At 71.9% G+C, this 19,745-nt stretch carries 18 protein-coding genes; 6 read left to right on the top strand and 12 right to left on the bottom strand.

Annotated features, from left to right (window positions below):
• Window positions 1-3: 3 nt before the first annotated feature.
• Window positions 4-1,794: an SDR family oxidoreductase gene (locus ABZ135_RS17060; protein WP_356696393.1), complete on the bottom strand. Its 1,791-nt coding sequence runs from the start codon at window positions 1,792-1,794 to the stop codon at window positions 4-6.
• Window positions 1,794-2,657, bottom strand: coding sequence for a M24 family metallopeptidase (locus ABZ135_RS17055; RefSeq protein WP_356696391.1), 864 nt, complete (start codon window positions 2,655-2,657; stop codon window positions 1,794-1,796). Before ABZ135_RS17055 ends, ABZ135_RS17060 begins: the two co-directional genes overlap by 1 nt.
• A 225-nt stretch (window positions 2,658-2,882) precedes the next feature.
• On the opposite strand from ABZ135_RS17055, the gene ABZ135_RS17050 reads away from it, so the two are divergent.
• From ABZ135_RS17050 to ABZ135_RS17035, 4 genes are read left to right on the top strand one after another with little or no spacing between them, the layout of a single operon-like run.
• Complete coding sequence (locus tag ABZ135_RS17050; protein WP_356696435.1) at window positions 2,883-3,845, top strand: ABC transporter ATP-binding protein; 963 nt, start codon at window positions 2,883-2,885, stop codon at window positions 3,843-3,845.
• Window positions 3,842-4,738, top strand: a complete 897-nt coding sequence (locus ABZ135_RS17045) for an ABC transporter permease (RefSeq protein WP_356696389.1) — start codon at window positions 3,842-3,844, stop codon at window positions 4,736-4,738. The genes ABZ135_RS17050 and ABZ135_RS17045 overlap by 4 nt, the downstream gene beginning before the upstream one ends.
• 52 nt (window positions 4,739-4,790) lie before the next feature.
• Complete coding sequence (locus ABZ135_RS17040; protein WP_356696387.1) at window positions 4,791-5,702, top strand: ABC transporter ATP-binding protein; 912 nt, start codon at window positions 4,791-4,793, stop codon at window positions 5,700-5,702.
• 14 nt (window positions 5,703-5,716) lie between these two features.
• Window positions 5,717-6,436 carry an ABC transporter permease subunit gene (locus ABZ135_RS17035; RefSeq protein WP_356696386.1) on the top strand — a complete coding sequence of 240 codons (720 nt, stop codon included), beginning with the start codon at window positions 5,717-5,719 and terminating at the stop codon, window positions 6,434-6,436.
• A 34-nt stretch (window positions 6,437-6,470) separates the two neighbouring features.
• Here the strand turns inward: ABZ135_RS17035 and ABZ135_RS17030 are convergent, their stop codons facing one another.
• The gene (locus ABZ135_RS17030) at window positions 6,471-7,715 is read right to left on the bottom strand and encodes an MFS transporter (RefSeq protein WP_356696433.1); all 1,245 of its coding nucleotides are present in this window, start codon (window positions 7,713-7,715) and stop codon (window positions 6,471-6,473) included.
• Between the two features lie 236 nt (window positions 7,716-7,951).
• Complete coding sequence (locus ABZ135_RS17025; RefSeq protein WP_356696385.1) at window positions 7,952-8,635, bottom strand: FCD domain-containing protein; 684 nt, start codon at window positions 8,633-8,635, stop codon at window positions 7,952-7,954.
• A gap of 135 nt (window positions 8,636-8,770) precedes the next feature.
• Here ABZ135_RS17025 and lpdA point away from each other — a divergent pair, with 135 nt between their 5' ends.
• Complete coding sequence (gene lpdA, locus ABZ135_RS17020) at window positions 8,771-10,174, top strand: dihydrolipoyl dehydrogenase (protein WP_356696384.1); 1,404 nt, start codon at window positions 8,771-8,773, stop codon at window positions 10,172-10,174.
• A 69-nt stretch (window positions 10,175-10,243) separates the two neighbouring features.
• On the top strand, window positions 10,244-11,065 hold the full coding sequence (locus ABZ135_RS17015; RefSeq protein ID WP_356696382.1) for a rhomboid-like protein: 822 nt from the start codon (window positions 10,244-10,246) through the stop codon (window positions 11,063-11,065).
• On the opposite strand, the gene ABZ135_RS17010 is transcribed toward ABZ135_RS17015, so the two are convergent.
• The 8 genes from ABZ135_RS17010 to ABZ135_RS16975 all read right to left on the bottom strand — a co-directional run bounded on the left by ABZ135_RS17010 (window position 11,004) and on the right by ABZ135_RS16975 (window position 19,731).
• Complete coding sequence (locus ABZ135_RS17010) at window positions 11,004-11,810, bottom strand: HAD family hydrolase (RefSeq protein ID WP_356696380.1); 807 nt, start codon at window positions 11,808-11,810, stop codon at window positions 11,004-11,006. The genes ABZ135_RS17015 and ABZ135_RS17010 overlap by 62 nt on opposite strands.
• Complete coding sequence (gene serS / locus ABZ135_RS17005) at window positions 11,807-13,096, bottom strand: serine--tRNA ligase (protein ID WP_356696378.1); 1,290 nt, start codon at window positions 13,094-13,096, stop codon at window positions 11,807-11,809. Before serS ends, ABZ135_RS17010 begins: the two co-directional genes overlap by 4 nt.
• Before the next feature lie 346 nt (window positions 13,097-13,442).
• On the bottom strand, window positions 13,443-14,378 hold the full coding sequence (pheA, locus tag ABZ135_RS17000; RefSeq protein WP_356696376.1) for a prephenate dehydratase: 936 nt from the start codon (window positions 14,376-14,378) through the stop codon (window positions 13,443-13,445).
• Window positions 14,379-14,418: 40 nt separating this feature from the next.
• Window positions 14,419-15,705, bottom strand: coding sequence for an iron uptake transporter deferrochelatase/peroxidase subunit (gene efeB / locus ABZ135_RS16995; RefSeq protein ID WP_356696374.1), 1,287 nt, complete (start codon window positions 15,703-15,705; stop codon window positions 14,419-14,421).
• A gap of 4 nt (window positions 15,706-15,709) precedes the next feature.
• Complete coding sequence (locus tag ABZ135_RS16990) at window positions 15,710-17,677, bottom strand: copper resistance protein CopC (protein ID WP_356696372.1); 1,968 nt, start codon at window positions 17,675-17,677, stop codon at window positions 15,710-15,712.
• Between the two features lie 26 nt (window positions 17,678-17,703).
• A complete protein-coding gene (locus ABZ135_RS16985) occupies window positions 17,704-18,204 on the bottom strand; it encodes a copper chaperone PCu(A)C (protein WP_356696370.1) in 501 nt (166 codons plus the stop codon).
• Entirely contained in the window at window positions 18,201-18,914 is a 714-nt protein-coding gene (locus tag ABZ135_RS16980) for an SCO family protein (RefSeq protein ID WP_356696368.1), read from the bottom strand. Before ABZ135_RS16980 ends, ABZ135_RS16985 begins: the two co-directional genes overlap by 4 nt.
• Window positions 18,915-18,945: 31 nt before the next feature.
• Window positions 18,946-19,731: a YcnI family protein gene (locus ABZ135_RS16975; protein ID WP_356696366.1), complete on the bottom strand. Its 786-nt coding sequence runs from the start codon at window positions 19,729-19,731 to the stop codon at window positions 18,946-18,948.
• Window positions 19,732-19,745 lie beyond the last annotated feature (14 nt).

Below are 19,745 nucleotides of genomic sequence, written 5' to 3'. Positions count from 1 at the left end.
GGCCTACGCCGGCGGCTGCCAGCGGGCCAGCGTCCGCAGCACCCCCGGCGAGAGCCGGGACAACAGATGGGCGCCCCGGGCCTCCGGGGTCACCGGGACGACGGCCCGGTCGTGCAGCACGGCGCCCAGGATCGCGTCCGCGACCTTCTCCGGCGGATAGTTGCGCAGCCCGTAGAGCCGCGAGGCCCGCTTCTGGCGGCGCTTCTCCTCGGCCTCGTCCGTCACGCCGGCGAACCGCGCCGTCGCCGTGATGTTGGTGTTGACGATGCCGGGGCAGATCGCCGAGACCCCGATGCCCTGGTCGGCGAGCTCGGCCCGCAGGCACTCGCTGAGCATCAGGACCGCCGCCTTGGACGTGCCGTACGCCGGCAGGGCGCGGGAGGGCTGGAAGGCCGCCGCCGAGGCCGTGTTGACGATGTGGCCGCCCTGGCCGCGCGCCGCCATCTGCGCGCCGAAGACCCGGCAGCCGTGGATGACACCCCACAGATTGACGTCGAGGACCCGCTTCCACTCCTCGGTCGTGGTCTCGAAGAACGAGCCGCTCAGGCCGATCCCCGCGTTGTTGACCAGCACGTCGACCACGCCGTACTCGCTCGCCACCTTCGCGGCCAGCTTCTCCATCGCCTGCTCGTCGGCCACGTCGACGGTCTCGCCCCAGGCCCCCGGCGCACCGATGAGCCGGGCCATCTCCGCCGTACGGGCCGCGCCCTCACCGTCCCGGTCCACCGCCACCACCCGGGCACCGGCCTCGGCGAACGCGAAGGCGGTGGCCCGGCCGATGCCGCTGGCCGCGCCGGTCACCAGGACCAACTGCCCGCCGAAGCGCTCCGCGTACTCCGGGCGCACGCCGCTCTTCGCGGCCGTCCGGGGCGCCTTGGTCGCGGGGTCCTCGTTCGCCTCGACGAAATCGGTGATCCACGCGGCGAGTTGGTCCGGGCGCGTGCGCGGCACCCAGTGCTTGGCCGGCAGGGTGCGCCGGGTCAGGTCCGGCACCCAGGTCGCCAGGTCGTCGTAGAGCCGCTCGGAGAGGAAGGCGTCACCGGTCGGCGTGATCAACTGCACCGGCGCGTGCGCGAACGCGTCGGCCCGCGGCCGGGAGAGCCGCGCCCGCACGTTGTCCCGGTAGAGCCAGGCGCCGTGCGCCGCGTCACTCGGCAGGGAGGGCGTCGGATAGTCACCGGCCGGCACCCGCTCGACCCGCTCCAGGATTTTCGGCCAGCGCCTGCCGAGCGGCCCGCGCCAGGCGAGCTCCGGCAGCACCGGGGTGTGCAGCAGGTACACGTACCAGGACTTGGCGCCCTGGCCGAGGAGCTGGCCGACCCGGCGCGGGGTGGGCCGGGCCATCCGGCTCTTGATCCAGTGCCCGAAGTGGTCGAGCGACGGCCCGGACAGGGAGGTGAAGGAGGCGATCCGGCCCTCCGTGCGCGGGACGGTCACGAACTCCCAGGACTGCACCGATCCCCAGTCGTGGCCGACGAGATGGACCGGCCGGTCCGGGCTGACCGCGTCCGCGACGGCCAGGAAGTCGTCCGTCAGCTTCTCCAGGGTGAACCCGCCGCGCAGCGGGGTCGGTGCCGTCGACCGGCCGTGGCCCCGGACGTCGTAAAGGACGACGTGGAACCGCTCCGCCAGCCGGGTCGCGACCTCCGACCACACCTCCTTGGAGTCCGGATAGCCGTGGACGAGGAGCACCGTCGGCCGGCCCGCGTCGCCCAGCTCGGCCACGCACAGCTCTATCCCGCCCGTGCGGACCCGGCGCTCCCGCGCCCCCTTCAGCCCTGCCGTACCCGTCATCAGGCCGCCGCCCCTTCCTCGGTCGCGTACTCGTTCCAGCGCCGCACGTGCGGCAGGTCGTCGTCCAGCCAGAACGCGCTCTGCTCGGGGTCCTTGGAGTCGGTGACGACCAGGATCTCCTCGAACTTCGCGCCCGTGCCCCGGAATCCGAGGTGCGGCTCGACCGCCCACAGGCCCGGCTTCGGCGGGTGGTCGGAGAACCGGTACGGCGACCACAGCGGCGACCAGCCGTCCCGGTGGCCGTGCAGGGCGTCGCTCGCCAGGCCCTTGAGGGACTGGGTGCCGAAGCCGAACAGCGTCGGCGACCAGCGGCGCTCCTTCACCCGGTCGATCTTGTGGGCGATGACGCCGAAGGGATAGGCCCGGTGCCGGTTCGCATAGCCCTGGCGGACCATGAGGCGGTCCACGTCCTCGTAGATCTCCCGCAGGGTGCGGCGCTCGCGCACCTCGCGCAGGATCAGCTCGCGGTGCTCCCTGAGGTCGGCGAGCAGCTTGTCCTGGACGGGGTTGAGCCCGAGGGAGCCGGAGTAGCCGATGTCCGCCGTGTAGCCCTTGTAGACGGGCGCCATGTCCAGGATGAACGGCATCCCGGCCTCCAGACGCCGGTTCGTCGGGAAGAACTGGAGCGGGATCTTGAAGTCGACGAAGGCGGTGCGGTCGCCGAACCAGGCGAAGGGCCGGTGGAACCAGTCCCTCACCCCCCGCTCGTACAGCCACTCGCGCTGCATCCGCGCCGCCTCGCGCTCGGTCACACCCGGCTTGAGCTGCGCCGCCACGGCCTCCGCGCACGCGTAGGAGAGACGCTGCACTTCCCTGAACCCGCGCAGCTCCGCGGCCGTCTCGCTTGTCACTGCTGGGGTCATGCCACCCGTCCGTCCCGTGTGAGCACCCGTAGCGCTACGTGTCCGTAACTTGCCACTGATGAATGTGACAATGCCCGGCGGCGGCGTCAAGGGGCGTGCACGAGCCTGTGGAAAACGACTTAGGTATCGGCTCCCCTACGGGTCCGTACACCTGAGGTCGGACACGGATCGAGCCGTTGGGCTGACGACCGCCGTGACGCACGCCACTACCGTCGAAGCGTGACTGTGATCGCCACCGAAAGCCTCAGCAAGCGGTTCCCCCGGGTGACCGCACTCGACCGGCTCTCCCTGGACATCGGGCCCGGTGTGACCGGACTGGTGGGTGCCAACGGAGCCGGCAAGTCCACGATGATCAAAATCCTGCTCGGCCTGTCCCCGGCCACGGAGGGCCGCGCCGAAGTCCTCGGACTCGACGTCGCGACCTCCGGCCCGCAGATCCGCGAGCGCGTCGGCTACATGCCGGAGCACGACTGCCTGCCGCCCGACGTCTCGGCGACCGAGTTCGTCGTCCACATGGCGCGCATGTCCGGGCTGCCCCCGACCGCCGCCCGCGAGCGGACCGCGGACACCCTGCGCCACGTCGGCCTGTACGAGGAGCGCTACCGCCCGATGGGCGGCTACTCGACCGGCATGAAGCAGCGGGTGAAGCTCGCCCAGGCCCTCGTCCACGACCCGCAACTGGTCCTGCTCGACGAGCCGACCAACGGCCTCGACCCCGTCGGCCGCGACGACATGCTCGGCCTGATCCGGCGGGTGTGGACGGACTTCGGCATCTCGGTCCTGGTCACCTCCCACCTGCTCGGCGAGCTGGAGCGCACCTGCGACCACGTCGTCGTCATCGACGGCGGACGGCTCCTGCGCTCCAGCTCCACCAGCGACTTCACCCGGTCCACCACGACCCTCGCGGTCGAGGTCACCGACTCCGACGCCCACCCCGACGGCACGGAGGCGCTCCGCGCCGCCCTCGCCGCCGCCGGCGTCACCCTCCACGCCGGCGTGGAGGAAGGACTGCCCGGCGCCGGGCACATCCTGCTCCTGGAGGCGTCCGGCGAGGAGACCTACGACCTCGTCCGCGACACCGTCGCCGGCCTCGGCCTCGGACTCGTGCGCATGGAGCAGCGCCGCCACCACATCGCCGAGGTCTTCAAGGCCGACGGCCAGCAGCAGGAGGAGGTGCCGGCCCGATGAGCTCCCCGGCTCCCGACACCACCCGTATCCACAACATCGGCTACCGGAAGTACGACGGGCCGCGACTGGGCCGGGCCTACGCCCGCCGGTCGCTGTTCTCGCAGTCCCTGCGGGGCGCCTACGGACTGGGCCGCAGCGCCAAGTCGAAGGTCCTGCCGATGATCCTCTTCGCGGTGATGTGCGTGCCCGCGCTCATCATCGTCGCGGTCGCCGTCGTCGGAAAGCAGAACAAGCTGTCGATCGAGTACACCCAGTACGCGATCTACCTCCAGCTCGTGATCGCCATCTTCGTCGCCGCGCAGGCCCCGCAGTCCGTCTCCCGCGACCTCCGCTTCCGCACGGTGCCGCTGTACTTCTCCCGCCCCATCGAGCGCGTGGACTACGTCCTGGCGAAGTACGGGGCCATGGCCTCGGCGCTGTTCGTGCTGACCGCCGCCCCGCTCCTCATCATGTGGATCGGCGCGCTGCTCGCCAAGATGGACTTCGCCGAACAGACCAAGCTGTTCGGCCAGGGCCTGACCTCCGTGGCACTGCTCTCGCTGCTCTTCGGCGGCATCGGCCTGGTCATGGCGGCCCTCACCCCGCGCCGCGGCTTCGGTGTCGCCGCCGTCATCGCCGTGCTCGTGATCTCCTACGGAGCGGTCTCCACCCTCCAGGGCATCGCCTACGGCACCGACAACGTCGACGCCGTCAAGTGGATCGGGCTGTTCTCGCCGCTCACCCTCATCGGCGGTGTGCAGGCCGCCTTCCTCGGCGCGCCCACCCCCTTCCCCGGCGGAGAGGCCGCGGCCCCCGGCGCCGGCGTCGGCGCGGTCTACTTGCTGGCCGTGCTCGCCCTGATCGCCGGCTCGTACGGCGTCCTGATGCGCCGCTACCGAAAGGTCGGGCTGTGACCGCCGCCCTCCCGTCGCCCACCACCACCCTTCCAAAGAATGGGCTGCGCCCATGAGCGTTCTTTCCATCGACCACGTCTCGCGCTGGTTCGGCAACGTCGTGGCCGTCAACGACGTCACCATGACCATCGGCCCCGGCGTCACCGGTCTCCTCGGTCCCAACGGCGCCGGGAAGTCCACCCTCATCAACATGATGGGCGGCTTCCTCGCCCCCTCCACCGGCACCGTCACCCTCGACGGGACGACGATCTGGCGCAACGAGTCGGTCTACCGGCAGATCGGCGTCGTCCCCGAGCGCGAGGCCATGTACGACTTCCTCACCGGCCGCGAGTTCGTCGTCGCCAACGCCGAGTTGCAGGGCCTCGGCGACGCCGAGGCCCGGCGGGCCCTCGCCACGGTGGAGATGGAGTACGCCCAGGACCGCAAGATCGCCACGTACAGCAAGGGCATGCGGCAGCGCGTGAAGATGGCCTCGGCCCTCGTCCACGAGCCGTCCGTGCTGCTGCTCGACGAGCCCTTCAACGGCATGGACCCGCGCCAGCGCATGCAGTTGATGGACCTGCTGCGCCGGATGGGCGCCGAGGGCCGCACGGTGCTGTTCTCCTCGCACATCCTGGAGGAGGTCGAGCAGCTCGCCTCGCACATCGAGGTGATCGTGGCCGGACGCCATGCGGCCTCCGGCGACTTCCGCCGCATCCGCCGGCTGATGACCGACCGGCCGCACCGCTATCTCGTCCGCTCCAGCGACGACCGGTCCCTGGCGGCGGCGCTGATCGCCGACCCGTCGACGGCCGGCATCGAGATCGACCACGTCGACGGCGGACTGCGCGTCCAGGCCGTGGACTTCGGCCGGTTCACCGAACTGCTGCCGAAGGTGGCCAGGGAGCGCGGCATCCGGCTCCTCACGGTCTCGCCCTCGGACGAGTCCCTCGAATCCGTCTTCTCGTATCTCGTCACGGCCTGAAAGGAGCCCGACCGATGTACAACCCCACCGTCGCACGGCTCACCTACCGGGCCCTGCTCGGCCGCCGCCGGGCACTGATCCTCTTCGCCCTGCCCGCCCTGCTGCTCGTCATCGCGGCCGCGATCCGCGCGTTCAACGGCGCCGACGACCAAGTCGCCGCCGACGTCCTCGGTGGCTTCGCGCTCGCCACCATGGTGCCGCTGATCGGCGTCATCGCCGGCACCGGCGCGATCGGACCGGAGATCGACGACGGCTCGATCGTCTATCTCCTCGCCAAGCCGGTGAAGCGGCCGACGATCATCTTCACCAAGCTGATCGTCGCCATCGCGGTGACCATGGTCTTCTCCGCGCTGCCCACCCTCCTCGCCGGGTTCATCCTGAACGGCAACGGGCAGCAGGTGGCGGTGGCCTACACCGTGGCGGCCCTGGTGGCCTCCATCGCGTACAGCGCGCTCTTCCTCCTCCTCGGCACGGTCAGCCGGCACGCCGTCGTGATCGGCCTGGTCTACGCCCTGGTCTGGGAGGCCCTGTTCGGCTCCCTCATCTCGGGCGCCAAGACGCTCAGCGTCCAGCAGTGGGCGCTCGCCCTGGCCGAGAAGGTCACCGGCGAGGGCCTGATCTCCTCGGAGGTCGGCCTGTCGACGGCGGTCGTGCTGCTGGCGGGCGTGACGGTCGCGGCCACCTGGTTCGCGGGCCACAAGCTGCGCACGCTCACCCTGGCGGGCGAGGAGTAGCGGGCGGCCTGGCGGCCCGGGACCGTACGGCTCCTCAGACCGTACGGTCCCGGGCCGCCAGCAGGCCCACCGCCAGCGCCGCGGCGCACACGCCGAGGACGGCGACGATCGGCGGCGTCCAGGAACCGGTGGCCTGGTGGAGGGCGCCGGCGGCCAGCGGCCCGACCGCGGCGAGGAGATAGCCGACGGTCTGGGCCATCCCGGAGAGCCGGGCGGCCGTCATCGCGTCGCCGGAGCGCAGCACGATCAGGGTGAGCGCGAGGCCGACCGCCCCGCCCTGCCCCACCCCGAGGACCGCCGACCAGACCCAGGCGCCCTCCACCGGCGCGATCATCAGTCCCGCGTACCCCGCCGCGACCAGGGTCGTGACCAGCACGACCAGTGGCCGCTGGCCGCGCATCCGGCCGGCGAGCAGCGGGACGGCGAAGGCGCCAGCGACCTGGATCAGGTTGTTGAAGGCGAAGATCACCCCGGCCGTGGAGCGGCTCATCCCGTGGTCCGTGAAGATCGTCGGCATCCAGGCGATCAGCACGTACGACCACAGCGACTGGAGCCCCATGAACAGGGTCACCTGCCAGGCCAGCGCCGACCGCCACACCGACCGCACCGGCCCCGGCACCGTGCCGGCGCCCGCGGCGCCCCGCGCCCCGTGTCCCGTACGGCCCCGGGCGATCAGGACCTGGGGCAGCCATGCGACGGCCGCCACCACCGCGAGCAGCGACCAGAAGCCGAGCGAGGCCCGCCAGCCGCCGAGGGCCCGCTCCAGCGGAACCGAGGCCGCCGCGACGACCGTGGCGCCCGCGATCATCGCGCCCGTGTAGACGGAGGTCATGGACGCGGCCCGGTCCGGGAAGTCCCGCTTGATCAGGCCCGGCATCAGCACGTTCAGCAGGGCGATGGCCGTGCCGACCAGCACCCCGCCGCCGTAGAGCGCGGCCGCCGACGGCAGGATCCGCACCAGGATCCCGGCGCCGAGCAGCAGCAGGGCGGCGAACAGCACCCGTTCGGCGCCGAGGCGCCGGCCGAGCCAGGGCGCCAGCAGCGCGCCGAGCCCCAGGAAGAGCACCGGCACCGAGGTCACCAGGGAGCTCGCGGCCGAGGACAGCCCGTACGTCTCCGCCAGTTCGCTCACCAGCGGCGACACGCTCGCCAGCGCGGCCCGCATGTTGAGCGAGGCGAGCACGATGCCGACGAGCAGCAGCACCGGGTGCGCGAGCAGCACGCGCCGCCCGGCCGCCCCCACGGCGTTCGACCGGCCCCCACGCCCGGAGAGCCGGATCCCGCTCCCCGAGAGCTGGCCCCCGCCCTCGTACGACCGGCCCCCACGCCCCGAGAGCCGGCCCCCGCCCCCCGAGAGCCGGCCCCCGCCCTCGTACGACCCGCCCCCGCCCTCCGAGAGCCGGCCCCCGTCCTCGTACGACCCGCCCCCGCCCTCGTGCGACCGGACCCCGCTCTCGCCCTCGTACGCCTGCTCCCCGCCCTCGCTCTCGGACAGCGGCTTCGTGTCCGAGGGCGTCACCGTGCGGCCTCCGTCGCCAGTGCCGCCACGGTCTCCATCGGCACGCGCAGCAGCTCGCGCGCGCCCGCCTCGGCCGCGTCCGCGTCGCCCGCCTCGATCGCCGCGACGAGGGCCTCGTGGGCGTCGATGTCGACCGGCGGCATCGCGCGGTCGCCGAGCGCGTGCACCAGGACCTCGTGCACCTGGGCGGAGAAGAAGCGGTAGACCTCGCGGAAGGCGGTGTTGTGGGTGGCCTCGACGACCGCGAGGTGGAAGGCGAGGTCGGCGTCCGCGTCGCGGTCGCCCTCCTCGCGCAGCCCGGTGAGCGCGGCCCGCAGCCGCAGCAGGTCGTGGGTGTCCCGCCGGGCCGCCGCGAGCCGGGCCGCCTCCGCCTCCAGGGCGACCCGCAGCTCCAGGACGTCCCGGGCGCCCGCGTGCCGGACGCCGTGCAGCACGGCCGCCGGGTCGGCGGTCGACCTGACGAAGGTGCCGTTGCCCTGCCGGGACTCCAGGAGCCCGGAGTGGACCAGCACCCGTACGGCCTCGCGGACGGTGTTGCGGCCGACGCCCAGGGTCTGGGCGAGCTCGTGCTCGGTCGGGATGCGGTCGCCGACCGCCCACGCGCCCTCCGCGAGCTGGGCCCGCAACTGCTCCACGACCGAGTCCACCAGCGAGGTCCGTCCCGCCGCCTTCAGTGCCATGTCCACCCTCATTCGTCCGCTTGCCCAGTCATCCTACAACTGACGCTCGGGCGCTCCAGGACTACTGTTGCCTCGTACGTGGACTCGCTGGACTCGTACGCGACCGAACACCCTCACCACCCTCGGGAGTCAGTCATGTCAGACCGCTTCGACGTCGTCGTACTCGGAGCTGGCCCCGGCGGCTACGTCGCCGCCATCCGCGCCGCCCAACTGGGCAAGCGGGTCGCGGTCGTCGAGGAGAAGTACTGGGGCGGTGTCTGCCTGAACGTCGGCTGCATCCCCACCAAGGCGCTGCTGCGCAACGCCGAGCTGGCCCACATCTTCCACCACGAGGCCAAGACGTTCGGCATCAAGGTCGACGGCACCGTCTCCTTCGACTACGGCGAGGCGTTCCGCCGCAGCCGCACGGTCGCGGACGGCCGCGTCAAGGGTGTCCACTTCCTCATGAAGAAGAACGGGATCACCGAGTTCGACGGCCGGGGCACCTTCCTCGACGCGAACACCCTGCAGGTGGCGAAGTCCGACGGCACCACGCAGACGATCGCGTTCGACCACTGCATCATCGCCACCGGCGCCTCCCCGCGCCTGCTGCCCGGCACCTCGCTCAGCGACCGCGTCGTCTCCTACGAGCAGCAGATCCTCGCCGAGGACGCCCCGAAGTCGATCGTCATCGCCGGCGCCGGCGCGATCGGCATCGAGTTCGCGTACGTGCTGAACAACTACGGCACCAAGGTCACCATCGTCGAGTTCCTCGACCGGATGGCCCCGCTGGAGGACGAGGAGGTGTCGAAGGAGCTGGCGAAGCAGTACCGTAAGCTCGGCATCGACGTCCTCACCTCGACCCGCGTCGAGGCGATCGACGAGTCCGGCCCGCAGGTCCGCGTCACCGTCACCGGCAAGGACGGCGCGAGCAAGGTTCTGGAGGCCGACAAGGTCCTGCAGGCCATCGGCTTCGCGCCGAACGTCTCCGGCTACGGCCTGGAGAACACCGGTGTCGCCCTCACCGAGCGCGGCGCCATCGACGTCGACGGCCGCTGCCGCACCTCCGTGCCGCACATCTACGCCATCGGCGACGTCACCGCGAAGCTGATGCTCGCGCACACCGCCGAGGCCATGGGTGTCATCGCCGCCGAGACCATCGCGGACGCCGAGACGATGGAGCTCGACTACGCGATGATCCCGCGCGCCACCTACTGCCAGCCGCAGATCGCGAGCTTCGGCTACACCGAGGCGCAGGCCCGCGAGAAGGGTTACGACGTCAAGGTCGCCAAGTTCCCGTTCATGGCGAACGGCAAGGCGCACGGCCTCGGCGACTCGACCGGCTTCGTGAAGATCGTCGCCGATGCCAAGTACGGCGAGATCATCGGCGCCCACCTGATCGGCCCCGACGTCACCGAGCTGCTGCCCGAGCTCACCCTGGCGCAGCAGTGGGACCTCACCGTCCACGAGGTCGCCCGCAACGTCCACGCCCACCCGACGCTGGGCGAGGCCGTGAAGGAAGCGATCCACGGCATCGCCGGACACATGATCAACTTCTGAGTCCGCCGAGGTCTCCCGGACTTTCCCGAGCTCTCCCGAGCCTCTCCGAGCTTTCCGAGGTTTCTCCTCATGTCTCGTGCCCCGGGTGGCGAACCGTCCCGGCCGATCAGGTCGTGGGTGCGTTCGTCACCCGGTACGCATCTCTGGCTCGCCGTCATCGCGCTCACGAGTCTGGTCGTCGCGCTCTCCCCGGACGGCCTCGGGCACACCCTGCTGCACCGCCACAGCAGCAATCTGTACGAGCTCTCCCGGCATCCGGTGCGCGCGCTGCTCGGCAGTGCCTTCTGGATCGAGAACCCGGAGAGCCTGCTGTTCTACGCCGTGCTGTTCGAGGTCTTCCACGCGCCGGTGGAGCGGTGGCTCGGCACGCTCAGGTGGCTGGCCGTCGTCGCCACCGCGCACATCGCGGCCACCCTCATCAGCCAGACGGTGGTCCTGGAGGCGATCCGGGACCACGACGTGCCGCGCAGCATGGCGCACGTCGTCGACATCGGGGTGAGCTACGGCCTCGCCGCCTCGGCCGGCGTCCTCACCTACCGCCTCGCCCGGCCGCACTGGCGCCGGCTCTACCTGGCGGCCGCGGTGGGCTTCTTCACCGTGCCGCTGGTCACCACCCGGACGTACACCGATCTCGGCCACGCGATCTCGCTGGTCGTCGGGCTCGCGTTCCGGCCGCTCACCCGGCCCCGGCACGGCCCCAACACGGACGAAAACCGTTGGTGGGGGCGGGGCGCCCGGACGCACACTGAAGGGGTACGGGAACGGGGCGGCCGCTTCGAGCGCGCGGAGGCGAACCGCGCGGGCCGCCCCGCTCCACGTACGGACGCCTCTAGGAGTCGAGCAGGCGCTCCAGGACGACGGCGATGCCGTCCTCCTCGTTCGAGGCCGTGACCTCGTCGGCCACCGCCTTCAGCTCCTCGTGGGCATTGGCCATCGCCACGCCGTGGGCCGCCCAGCCGAACATCGGTATGTCGTTGGGCATGTCGCCGAACGCGATCGTCTCCGCGGCCTTCACGCCGAGCCGACGGGCGGCGAGCGACAGACCCGTGGCCTTGCTGAGCCCGAGCGGCAGGATCTCGACGATGCCCGCGCCCGCCATGACGACGTCGACGAGGGCGCCGACGGTCGTACGGGCGGCCCGGACCAGCTCGTCGTCGCCGAGCGTCGGATGCTGGACGTACAGCTTGGTCAGCGGCGCCGACCACAGCTCCGCGGGGTCCTCGTACGGCACGTACGGCAGCGGGCCCTCCTGGGTCCGGTAGCCGGGGCCGATCAGCACCTCGCCCTCCAGACCGTCGCGGCTGGCGGCCACGGCCAGCGGCCCGACCTCCGCCTCGATCTTGGAGAGGGCGAGCCCGGCGAGCTGCCGGTCGAGGGTCAGCGAGGTCAGCAGCCGGTGCTCGCCGGCGTGGTAGACCTGCGCGCCCTGTCCGCACACCGCGAGCCCCTCGTAGCCGAGGTCGTCGAGGATGTGCCGGGTCCAGGGCACCGCCCGGCCGGTGACCACGATGTGCGCGGCGCCCGCCGCCGTCGCGGCGGCGAGCGCGTCCCGCGTACGGGCCGAGACGGACTCGTCGGACCGCAGCAGCGTGCCGTCGAGGTCCGTCGCGACCAGGCGGTAGGGGAAGGAGCTCACTTGGAGATCGGCTCCAGGACCTCACGGCCGCCGAGGTAGGGGCGCAGCACCTCGGGCACCCGCACGGAGCCGTCGGCCAGTTGGTGGTTCTCCAGGATCGCCACGATGGTGCGCGGGACGGCGCACAGCGTGCCGTTCAGGGTGGCCAGCGGCTGCACGACCTTCTTGCCGTCCTTGTCGTCGCGCATGCGGACGGACAGGCGGCGGGCCTGGAAGCCGTCGCAGTTGGAGGCGGAGGTCAGCTCGCGGTACTTGCCCTGGGTCGGGATCCACGCCTCGCAGTCGAACTTGCGGGAGGCGGAGGCGCCCAGGTCGCCGGTGGCGACGTCGATCACCTGGAACGGCAGCTCCAGGGAGGTCAGCCACTGCTTCTCCCAGTCCAGGAGGCGCTTGTGCTCGGCCTCGGCGTCCTCCGGAGCGACGTACGAGAACATCTCGACCTTGTCGAACTGGTGGACGCGGAAGATGCCGCGGGTGTCCTTGCCGTACGTGCCGGCCTCGCGGCGGAAGCACGGCGAGAAGCCGGCGTACCGCAGCGGCAGCTTGTCGGCGTCGATGATCTCGTCCATGTGGTACGCGGCGAGCGGGACCTCGGAGGTGCCGACCAGGTAGTAGTCGTCCTTCTCCAGGTGGTACACGTTCTCCGCGGCCTGGCCGAGGAAGCCGGTGCCCTCCATGGCGCGCGGGCGGACCAGCGCGGGGGTGAGCATCGGGATGAAGCCGGCCTCGGTGGCCTGGGCGATCGCCGCGTTGACGAGGGCGAGCTCCAGGAGCGCGCCGACGCCGGTGAGGTAGTAGAAGCGCGAGCCGGAGACCTTGGCGCCGCGCTCGACGTCGATGGCGCCGAGCGCCTCGCCGAGCTCCAGGTGGTCCTTGGGCTCGAAGCCCTCGGCCGCGAAGTCGCGGATGGTGCCGTGCGTCTCGAGGACGACGAAGTCCTCCTCGCCGCCGACGGGCACGTCCGGGTGGACGATGTTGCCGAGCTGGAGGAGGAGCGTACGGGCCGTCTCGTTGGCCTCGTTCTGCTCGGCCTCGGCGGCCTTGACGTCGGTCTTGAGCTGCTCGGCCTTCTGCAGGAGCGCGGCGCGCTCCTCGGGGGTGGCCTTGGGGATCAGCTTGCCGAGCGCCCTCTGCTCGGAACGGAGCTCGTCGAAGCGGACGCCGGACGACCTGCGCCGCTCATCGGCGGAGAGCAGGGCGTCGACGAGCGCGACGTCCTCTCCACGGGCGCGCTGGGAGGCGCGAACACGGTCGGGGTCCTCACGGAGCAGGCGAAGGTCAATCACCCCACCAGGCTACCGGTGCGGCTGGTACCGGCCCCACCCCGTATAACCATGCGTGTCGCTTTGCCCGAATTGCTTTGCTTTTCATGGATTTCGCTCGGGGATAAGGCGAAGAGTTATCCACAGGGTGTGCGAAAGATCTGTGGACGGTGATGATCGTCGATCTTCCCCGGCATTTTCCCACCCCTTCGAGTGGGAATTGTTCTCCCCAGGGGTGGCCTTTCGGACCAGGGGTGACAGCGATTTGTCGACCCGGCGCCGCGCGCTTGTCGACTTGTCCCCAGGCCGACCCCCATGCCTGTGGATAACTCTGTGGATCAGGCCCCGTCCGGCTGAGGCCCGGTCTGGATCAGGCCCGGCCGTCCTGGATCCGCGCCAGCCAGTCGGACGCCGCCGTGAACTCCGCGTCCGAGGTCCCGCGCCGCAGCGCCCGTACGTCCTCGACCGAGACGCCCGCCCGCGGATACGAGCCGAGGAACCGCACCTTCGGACAGATCCGCTTCAGACCCATCAGGGCCTCGCCGACCCGGCGGTCCGCGATATGTCCCTCGGCGTCGACGGCGAAGCAGTAGTTGCCGATTCCGGCCCCCGTCGGCCGCGACTGGATCAGCATCAGGTTGACCCCGCGCACCGCGAATTCCTGGAGGAGTTCCAGCAGGGCGCCCGGATGGTCGTCGCCCAGCCACAGCACCACCGAGGTCTTGTCCGCCCCGGTCGGCGCCGCCGGGCGGGCCGGCCGGCCCACGAGCACGAACCGCGTCTCCGCGTTCTCGGCGTCGTGGATCTCGGTGACCAGGGCCTCCAGACCGTAGGTCGCCGCCGCGAACTCGCCCGCGAAGGCCGCGTCGAAGCGGCCCTCCTGGACCAGCCGGGCCCCGTCCGCGTTGGAGGCGGCCGACTCCCACACCGCCTCCGGCAGATGGGCCCGCAGCCAGTTCCGCACCTGCGGCTGGGCCACCGGGTGACCGGTGACCGTCTTGATCTCCGACAGCGTGGTCCCGGGCCGTACGAGCAGGGCGAAGGCGATCGGCAGGACCACCTCGCGGTAGATCATCAGGGGCTCGCCCGAGGCCAGCTCGTCGATGGTCGCGGTGACCCCGCCCTCGACCGAGTTCTCGATCGGCACGAGCGCCGCCGCCGCCTCGCCGTTGCGCACGGCGTCCAGCGCGGCCGGCACCGAGACCATCGGCACGAGCTCCCGCGTCGCGGCCTCGGGCAGCGTACGCAGCGCGGCCTCCGTGAAGGTGCCTTCGGGACCGAGATACGTATACCGGGTGGCTGACATACGGTCACCCTAATGGCAGCCGGTCCGGGGCGGCCTCCGGTCAGGATTCCAGCAGCCGCTGCCCCACGTACTCGCCCTCCGCCGCCCCGCCCGGCACCGCGAACAGACCGCTCGACTCGTGCCGGATGAACGGGGACAGCGCGTCGCCCCGGTCGAGCTTGCGCTGCACGGGGACGAAGCCCCGCAGCGGGTCCGCCTGCCAGCAGATGAAGAGCAGCCCGGCGTCGGGCGTCCCGTCCGGCCCGATCCCGTCGTGGAAGGAGAACGGCCTGCGCAGCATCGCCGCCCCGCCGTTCTGTTCGGGGGCGGAGATCCGGGAGTGGGCGTTGTCGGGGATGACCGCCTTGCCGTCCGGGCCGATCCGGTCCAGATCCAGCTCGGTGGTCTCGGTCCCGCCGGTCAGCGGGGCACCGTCCGCCTTCCGCCGGCCGATCACCTTCTCCTGCTTGTCCAGCGGCAGCTTCTCCCAGTCGTCCAGGAGCATCCGGATCCGCCGGACCACCGCGTAGGAGCCGCCCGCCATCCAGTCCTGCGCGCCGGTCGCGCCCTGCGGCACGAAGATCCGGCGCTCGAAGTCCGGGTCGGACGGCTTGGGGTTGCCGGTGCCGTCGACCTGGCCCATCAGGTTCCGGGCCGTCATCGGGCGGGCGGTGGCACCGGCCGAGCGGTTGAAGCCGTTCATCTGCCAGCGCACCCGGGCCGCCCCGGCCGCGTCCTTCTGGAGCGCGCGCAGCGCGTGGAAGGCGACCAGCGCGTCGTCGGCGCCGATCTGCACCCACAGATCGCCCTCCGAGCGCTTCGGGTCGAGGGCGTCGGAGGAGAAGGCGGGCAGCGGGTCGAGCTGCGTCGGGCGTCGGGCGGCGAGACCGGTGCGGTCGAAGAAGGTGCGGCCGAAGCCGAAGGTGACCGTGAGGGACGACGGGCCGGCGTCCAGGGCGATGCCCGTGTCGTCGGTCGACGGCCTGCCCGCCATCAGCGCCTCGGCCGTGGCCGACCAGCGGCGCAGCAGCGCGGCGGCCTCCTTGCGACCCGCGCCCGGGACGAGGTCGAAGGCGACCAGATGGCCGCGGGCCTGAAGCGGAGTGGTGATCCCCGCTTGATGTTTCCCGTGAAACATCACCTCGGTCGCGCCGACCGTGGTGAGGGCGGGCGCACCGGAGGAGGGGGATGCGCCGTCGGACGTCGCCGCGGAGATGCCGACCCCGCCGGCCGCGCCGATCACCAGCCCGGCCGCGCCGGCCGCGCCGACGGTGCCGAGCACGCGCCGCCGGGAGATCTCCACGCTGTCGTCGCCCTCGGACCGGGTCTCTGTCTCTGTCTTGCTCACGGGGTCAGCCGATCTTCACGTTCTTCTCGATGGTGGTCTGGTCGATGTCGGAGGTGCGGATCGTCACCTGCATCAGCCACTCGCCCGGCATCGGGAGCTGGACGCCGCTCGCCGTCCAGTGTCCGGTCTGGATCCGGTCGGGCAGCACGGGCAGTGGGCCGACGTCCTTCTCCTTGAGGGTGAAGGCGAGCTTCACCTCGGGGACGTCGAGCGCCCGGCCGTTGGGCCGCAGCACGTACAGGTGCAGCGCGTTGGCTCCGGTCCGGCCCGGGTCCAGGGTGATCTGCACGGTGCCCTTGCCGTCGACGCCGCCGGTGTCGAAGGGCAGCCGCACGTCGATGGGGCGGTCGGGGACGGCGGCCGCGCCGGCCGGAGAGCCGACCCGGCCCGCCTCCACCTCCGTGCGGGCGGGCTCGGTGGAGGTCAGTACGGTCGTCACCGCGAGCAGGACGACGGCGACGGCGGCCTCCGTGAGCACGGAACGGCGCAGTCCGGCCCGCTCGGGGTCGGCGTCCCGCTCCTTCTTCCGCCGCGCGACGGCGACGGCGGCCCGCTGACGCGCGAGCTGCTCGGCCCGCTCGGGGTCGACGGCGTCCGCGGCCACGGGGGCCTCGGCCTCGGCCTCGGCCTCGGGCTCGCGCTCGGTCTCCGTCTCGGGCTCGCGCTCGGTCTCCGTCTCGGGCTCGCGCTCGGTCTCGGCCCCGGTCTCCGCCCGGGGCTCGGGCTCCGCCGCCTCCCCGAGCCGCCGCACCCAGCGCCGCGACACCCAGCCGATGCCCACGAGGACGGCGACCAGGCCGATCTTGACCAGGAGCAGTTGCCCGTACCGGGTGTCGGTCAGCGCGGACCAGGTGCCGACCTGCCGCCAGGACTGGTAGATCCCGGTGACCGCCAGGACGACCACCGAGCCGAACGCCAGCCTCGAGTAGCGCTCGACCGCCGACCGCTCCACCGGCGGGCCCCACTGGAGGGCGACGAGCAGGGCGGTCAGTCCGCCGAGCCAGGCCGCGACGGCCAGCAGGTGCAGGATGTCGACCGGCATGGCGATGCCCGGCTGGAGCCCGGTCGAGGCGTGCTCGGCGAGCGCCCACGTACCGGCGATGCCCGCGGCGACGACGCTGCCGCCGATGGCGAGCCCGAACGTGAGGTCCCGGTGCTCCTTCTCGTCCGACCGCCGGGCGTACGCGCCGAACAGCACGGCCACGAAGAGCGCCGCCGCGCCGAGCAGCAGCAGCCGTGAGGAGAGCGCGGCACCCGTCTTGGTCTCCAGGACGGCCCGCAGACCGCCCAGGTCGAGGACGTCCCCGAGCCGGCCCGTCCGGGTGTACGGGTGACGGAGCAGCAGCAGTGCGAGGGTGGCCGCGGTCAGCGCGAGCCAGCCCCGGACCACCAGCCGCTGCACCGGCCGCACGGCGGCCCCGCGCGGCCAGCAGACCAGGACGAAGGCGCCGCCGCCGACGAGGACGACGAAGGCAGCGTACGAGAGGTAGCGCGCGATCCCGTACAGCGCGCCGACAAGGCCGCCGCCCACGGCCGTGTCGGGCAGGGCGACGGCGGTCGTGGAGGGGGCGCCGATGGAGAAGGTGAAGGCTCCGGCGATGGGATGGCTGTCGGCGGATACGGTCTGCCAGGCCACGGTGTAGGTGCCGTCGGGCAGTCCGGGCCGCAGGGCCACCCCGTAGCGGACGATCGAGCCGCTGCACAGGTCGCGCATCTCGCCGGTGTCGACGCGCTTCCCCGCCGGGTCGAGGACCCGGATGGAGTCGTCGCTCATGGCGACCTGCTCCGAGAAGGTCAGGTTGACCTCCTTGGGGGCGGTGGCGACCACCGCCCCGTCCTGCGGGTCGCTGCCGGTCAGCGCCGCGTGCGCGGACGCGGGGCCCGCGGTGGCGAGCAGCGTCCCCAGGAGCGCGGCGGCGACGAGCAGCAGCCGGGCGAGGGCCGGCCCGAGGCGCGGGGCGATGGTCGTCATGGGTTCTGTCACTTCCTTGGGCGAGCTCAGTGCTGCTTCGGGTTGTGGTTGGGCGCCTCGACGGGAAGCTCGACCTTGATGGGGTCGGACTTCTCGAAGTGCAGCTCGACGGCGACCTTGTCGCCCTGCTTGGGCTTCTGCTTCAGGCCCATGAACATGATGTGGTTCCCGCCGCGTTCGAGCTTGAGCTCGCCGTTGGCCGGGATGTCGAAGGACTTCACCTGCCGCATCTTCTGGTCCTTCGTCTCGTGGATCTGGACGTCGTCCGAGATCGGGCTCGTGACGGAGGTGAGCTTGTCGGCGGTGGCGCTGTCGTTCGTGATGGTGAGGAAGCCGCCGGCCATGTCCATCACCGGCTGCGGCATGAACGCGCCGCTCACCTTGAGCTCGGGCTTGCCGTTCGAGGAGCTGTTCGAGGCGCCGCCCGACGAGCCGGCCGACGAGCCGTCCTCGGACGAGCAGCCGGTCAGCGCGAGCGCGGCGGCCAGGGCGACGGCGGCGGACAGGGCGGTGGTGCGGCGGGTCACGGGTTCTCCCCCTTGATGAGCTTCGGCAGGTCCTCGGCGTACTGCTCGGCGGTGGTGTCCTCGCCGTACAGGACATAGCCCTGGTCGGTCGTCGGCGAGAAGGCGATCACCTGGGCGCCGTGCATGGAGACGACGGAGCCGTCCTTCTCCTTCTTCGGCGGGTCGATGCCGATGCCGATGGAGCGGGCGCCGGCCTGGATCGCCGGGAAGTCGCCGGTGAGTCCGACGAAGGACGGGTCGCCGGCCGCCGGCAGCCACTTGCCGAGCTCGGCGGCGGTGTCCCGCTCCGGGTCGGTGGTGACGAAGACGACCTGGAGCTTGTCCTGGTCCGCCTTGGGGAGCTGCTTGCGCGCGATGGCGATGTTGCTCATGGTCAGCGGGCAGACGTCCGGGCAGTGCGTGTAGCCGAAGTAGATCAGCGTCGGCTTGCCCTTGGTGCGCTCGCGCAGGTCGTACTTCTGGCCCTTGGTGTCCGTGAGGACGAGGTCGGGCTTGGTGAAGGGCCGGTCGAGGACGGTGGCGGCCTTGGCGGGGTCGGTGCCGCCGGAGACCTCGGCGACGGGAGCGGTGCCGGTGCCGGGGGTCCGGTCGTCGCCGCCGCCGAGGCCGACGGTGGCCGTGATGCCGATCGCCGCGACGATCGCCACGGCGGCGACGATCAGCGGGGCACGGCGGCCGGGGCGGCCGCCGTCTTTCGTGGTGTCGGACATGGTGTTTCTTTCGGGTGAGGAGCGGAGGCCGTCAGGCCGAGCGGCGGCGCCCGGCGAGGACACCGAAGGCGATTCCGGCGAGGCCCACGAGGATGCCGACGACACCGAGCACGCGGGCGGCGGTGTCGGTCGAGCCGGCGTCCGCGGCCTCCTCGTGCCCGTCGCCCTTTCCGTCCTTCTCGCTCTTGTCGGCCTTGTCGGCCTGGTCGTCGCCGGTGGCGGGCGTGGCGGCGCCACCGTGGTGGTCGTCGGCCGCGGCGGACAGCTTCAGGACGGGGGCCGGGCTCTCGGGCTCGGCGGCGCCCTCCTTCGGCTCCTCGATCCAGCGGACGACCTCGTTGTTGTCGTAGGTCTGGATCGCCTTGAGCACGAGCCGGTCGGCGTCCTCCGGCAGCCTGCCGAGGGACAGCGGGAACTGCTGGAACTGGCCGGGGCCGATCTTCGAACCGTCCGCGGACCAGGTGACCTTGGCGACGGCCTCGTTGATCTTCTTGCCGTGGATCTCCAGCGGCTTGGCGAGCTTCGCCTTGGTGACCTCGACCTTCCAGCCGGGGACCGGCTGCGGCATCACGGACGCCAGCGGGTGCTCGGTCGGGAAGTTGATCTCGACCTTCACGGTGGAGGCGTTGTCGCGCTCGTTCGGCACCTTGACGTTGACGGTCGCGTAGCCGCCCTTGGCGGCCTCGCCCTGCGGCTGCACGCTCACGTGCGCGAAGGCGGTGCCGGACAGCAGCAGCGCGGAGGAGACGGCCACACCACCGGAGACGGCGGCGCGGGCGAGGAACGTACGGGACGGGTGCGTACGGAGAACGCTCATGGCAGAAGACACTC

This window comes from Streptomyces sp. NPDC006339 (assembly GCF_040612775.1).
Classification (GTDB): domain Bacteria; phylum Actinomycetota; class Actinomycetes; order Streptomycetales; family Streptomycetaceae; genus Streptomyces.
Note: the sequence above shows the minus strand (reverse complement) of the source record. Positions and strands in the feature narration are given on the sequence as shown.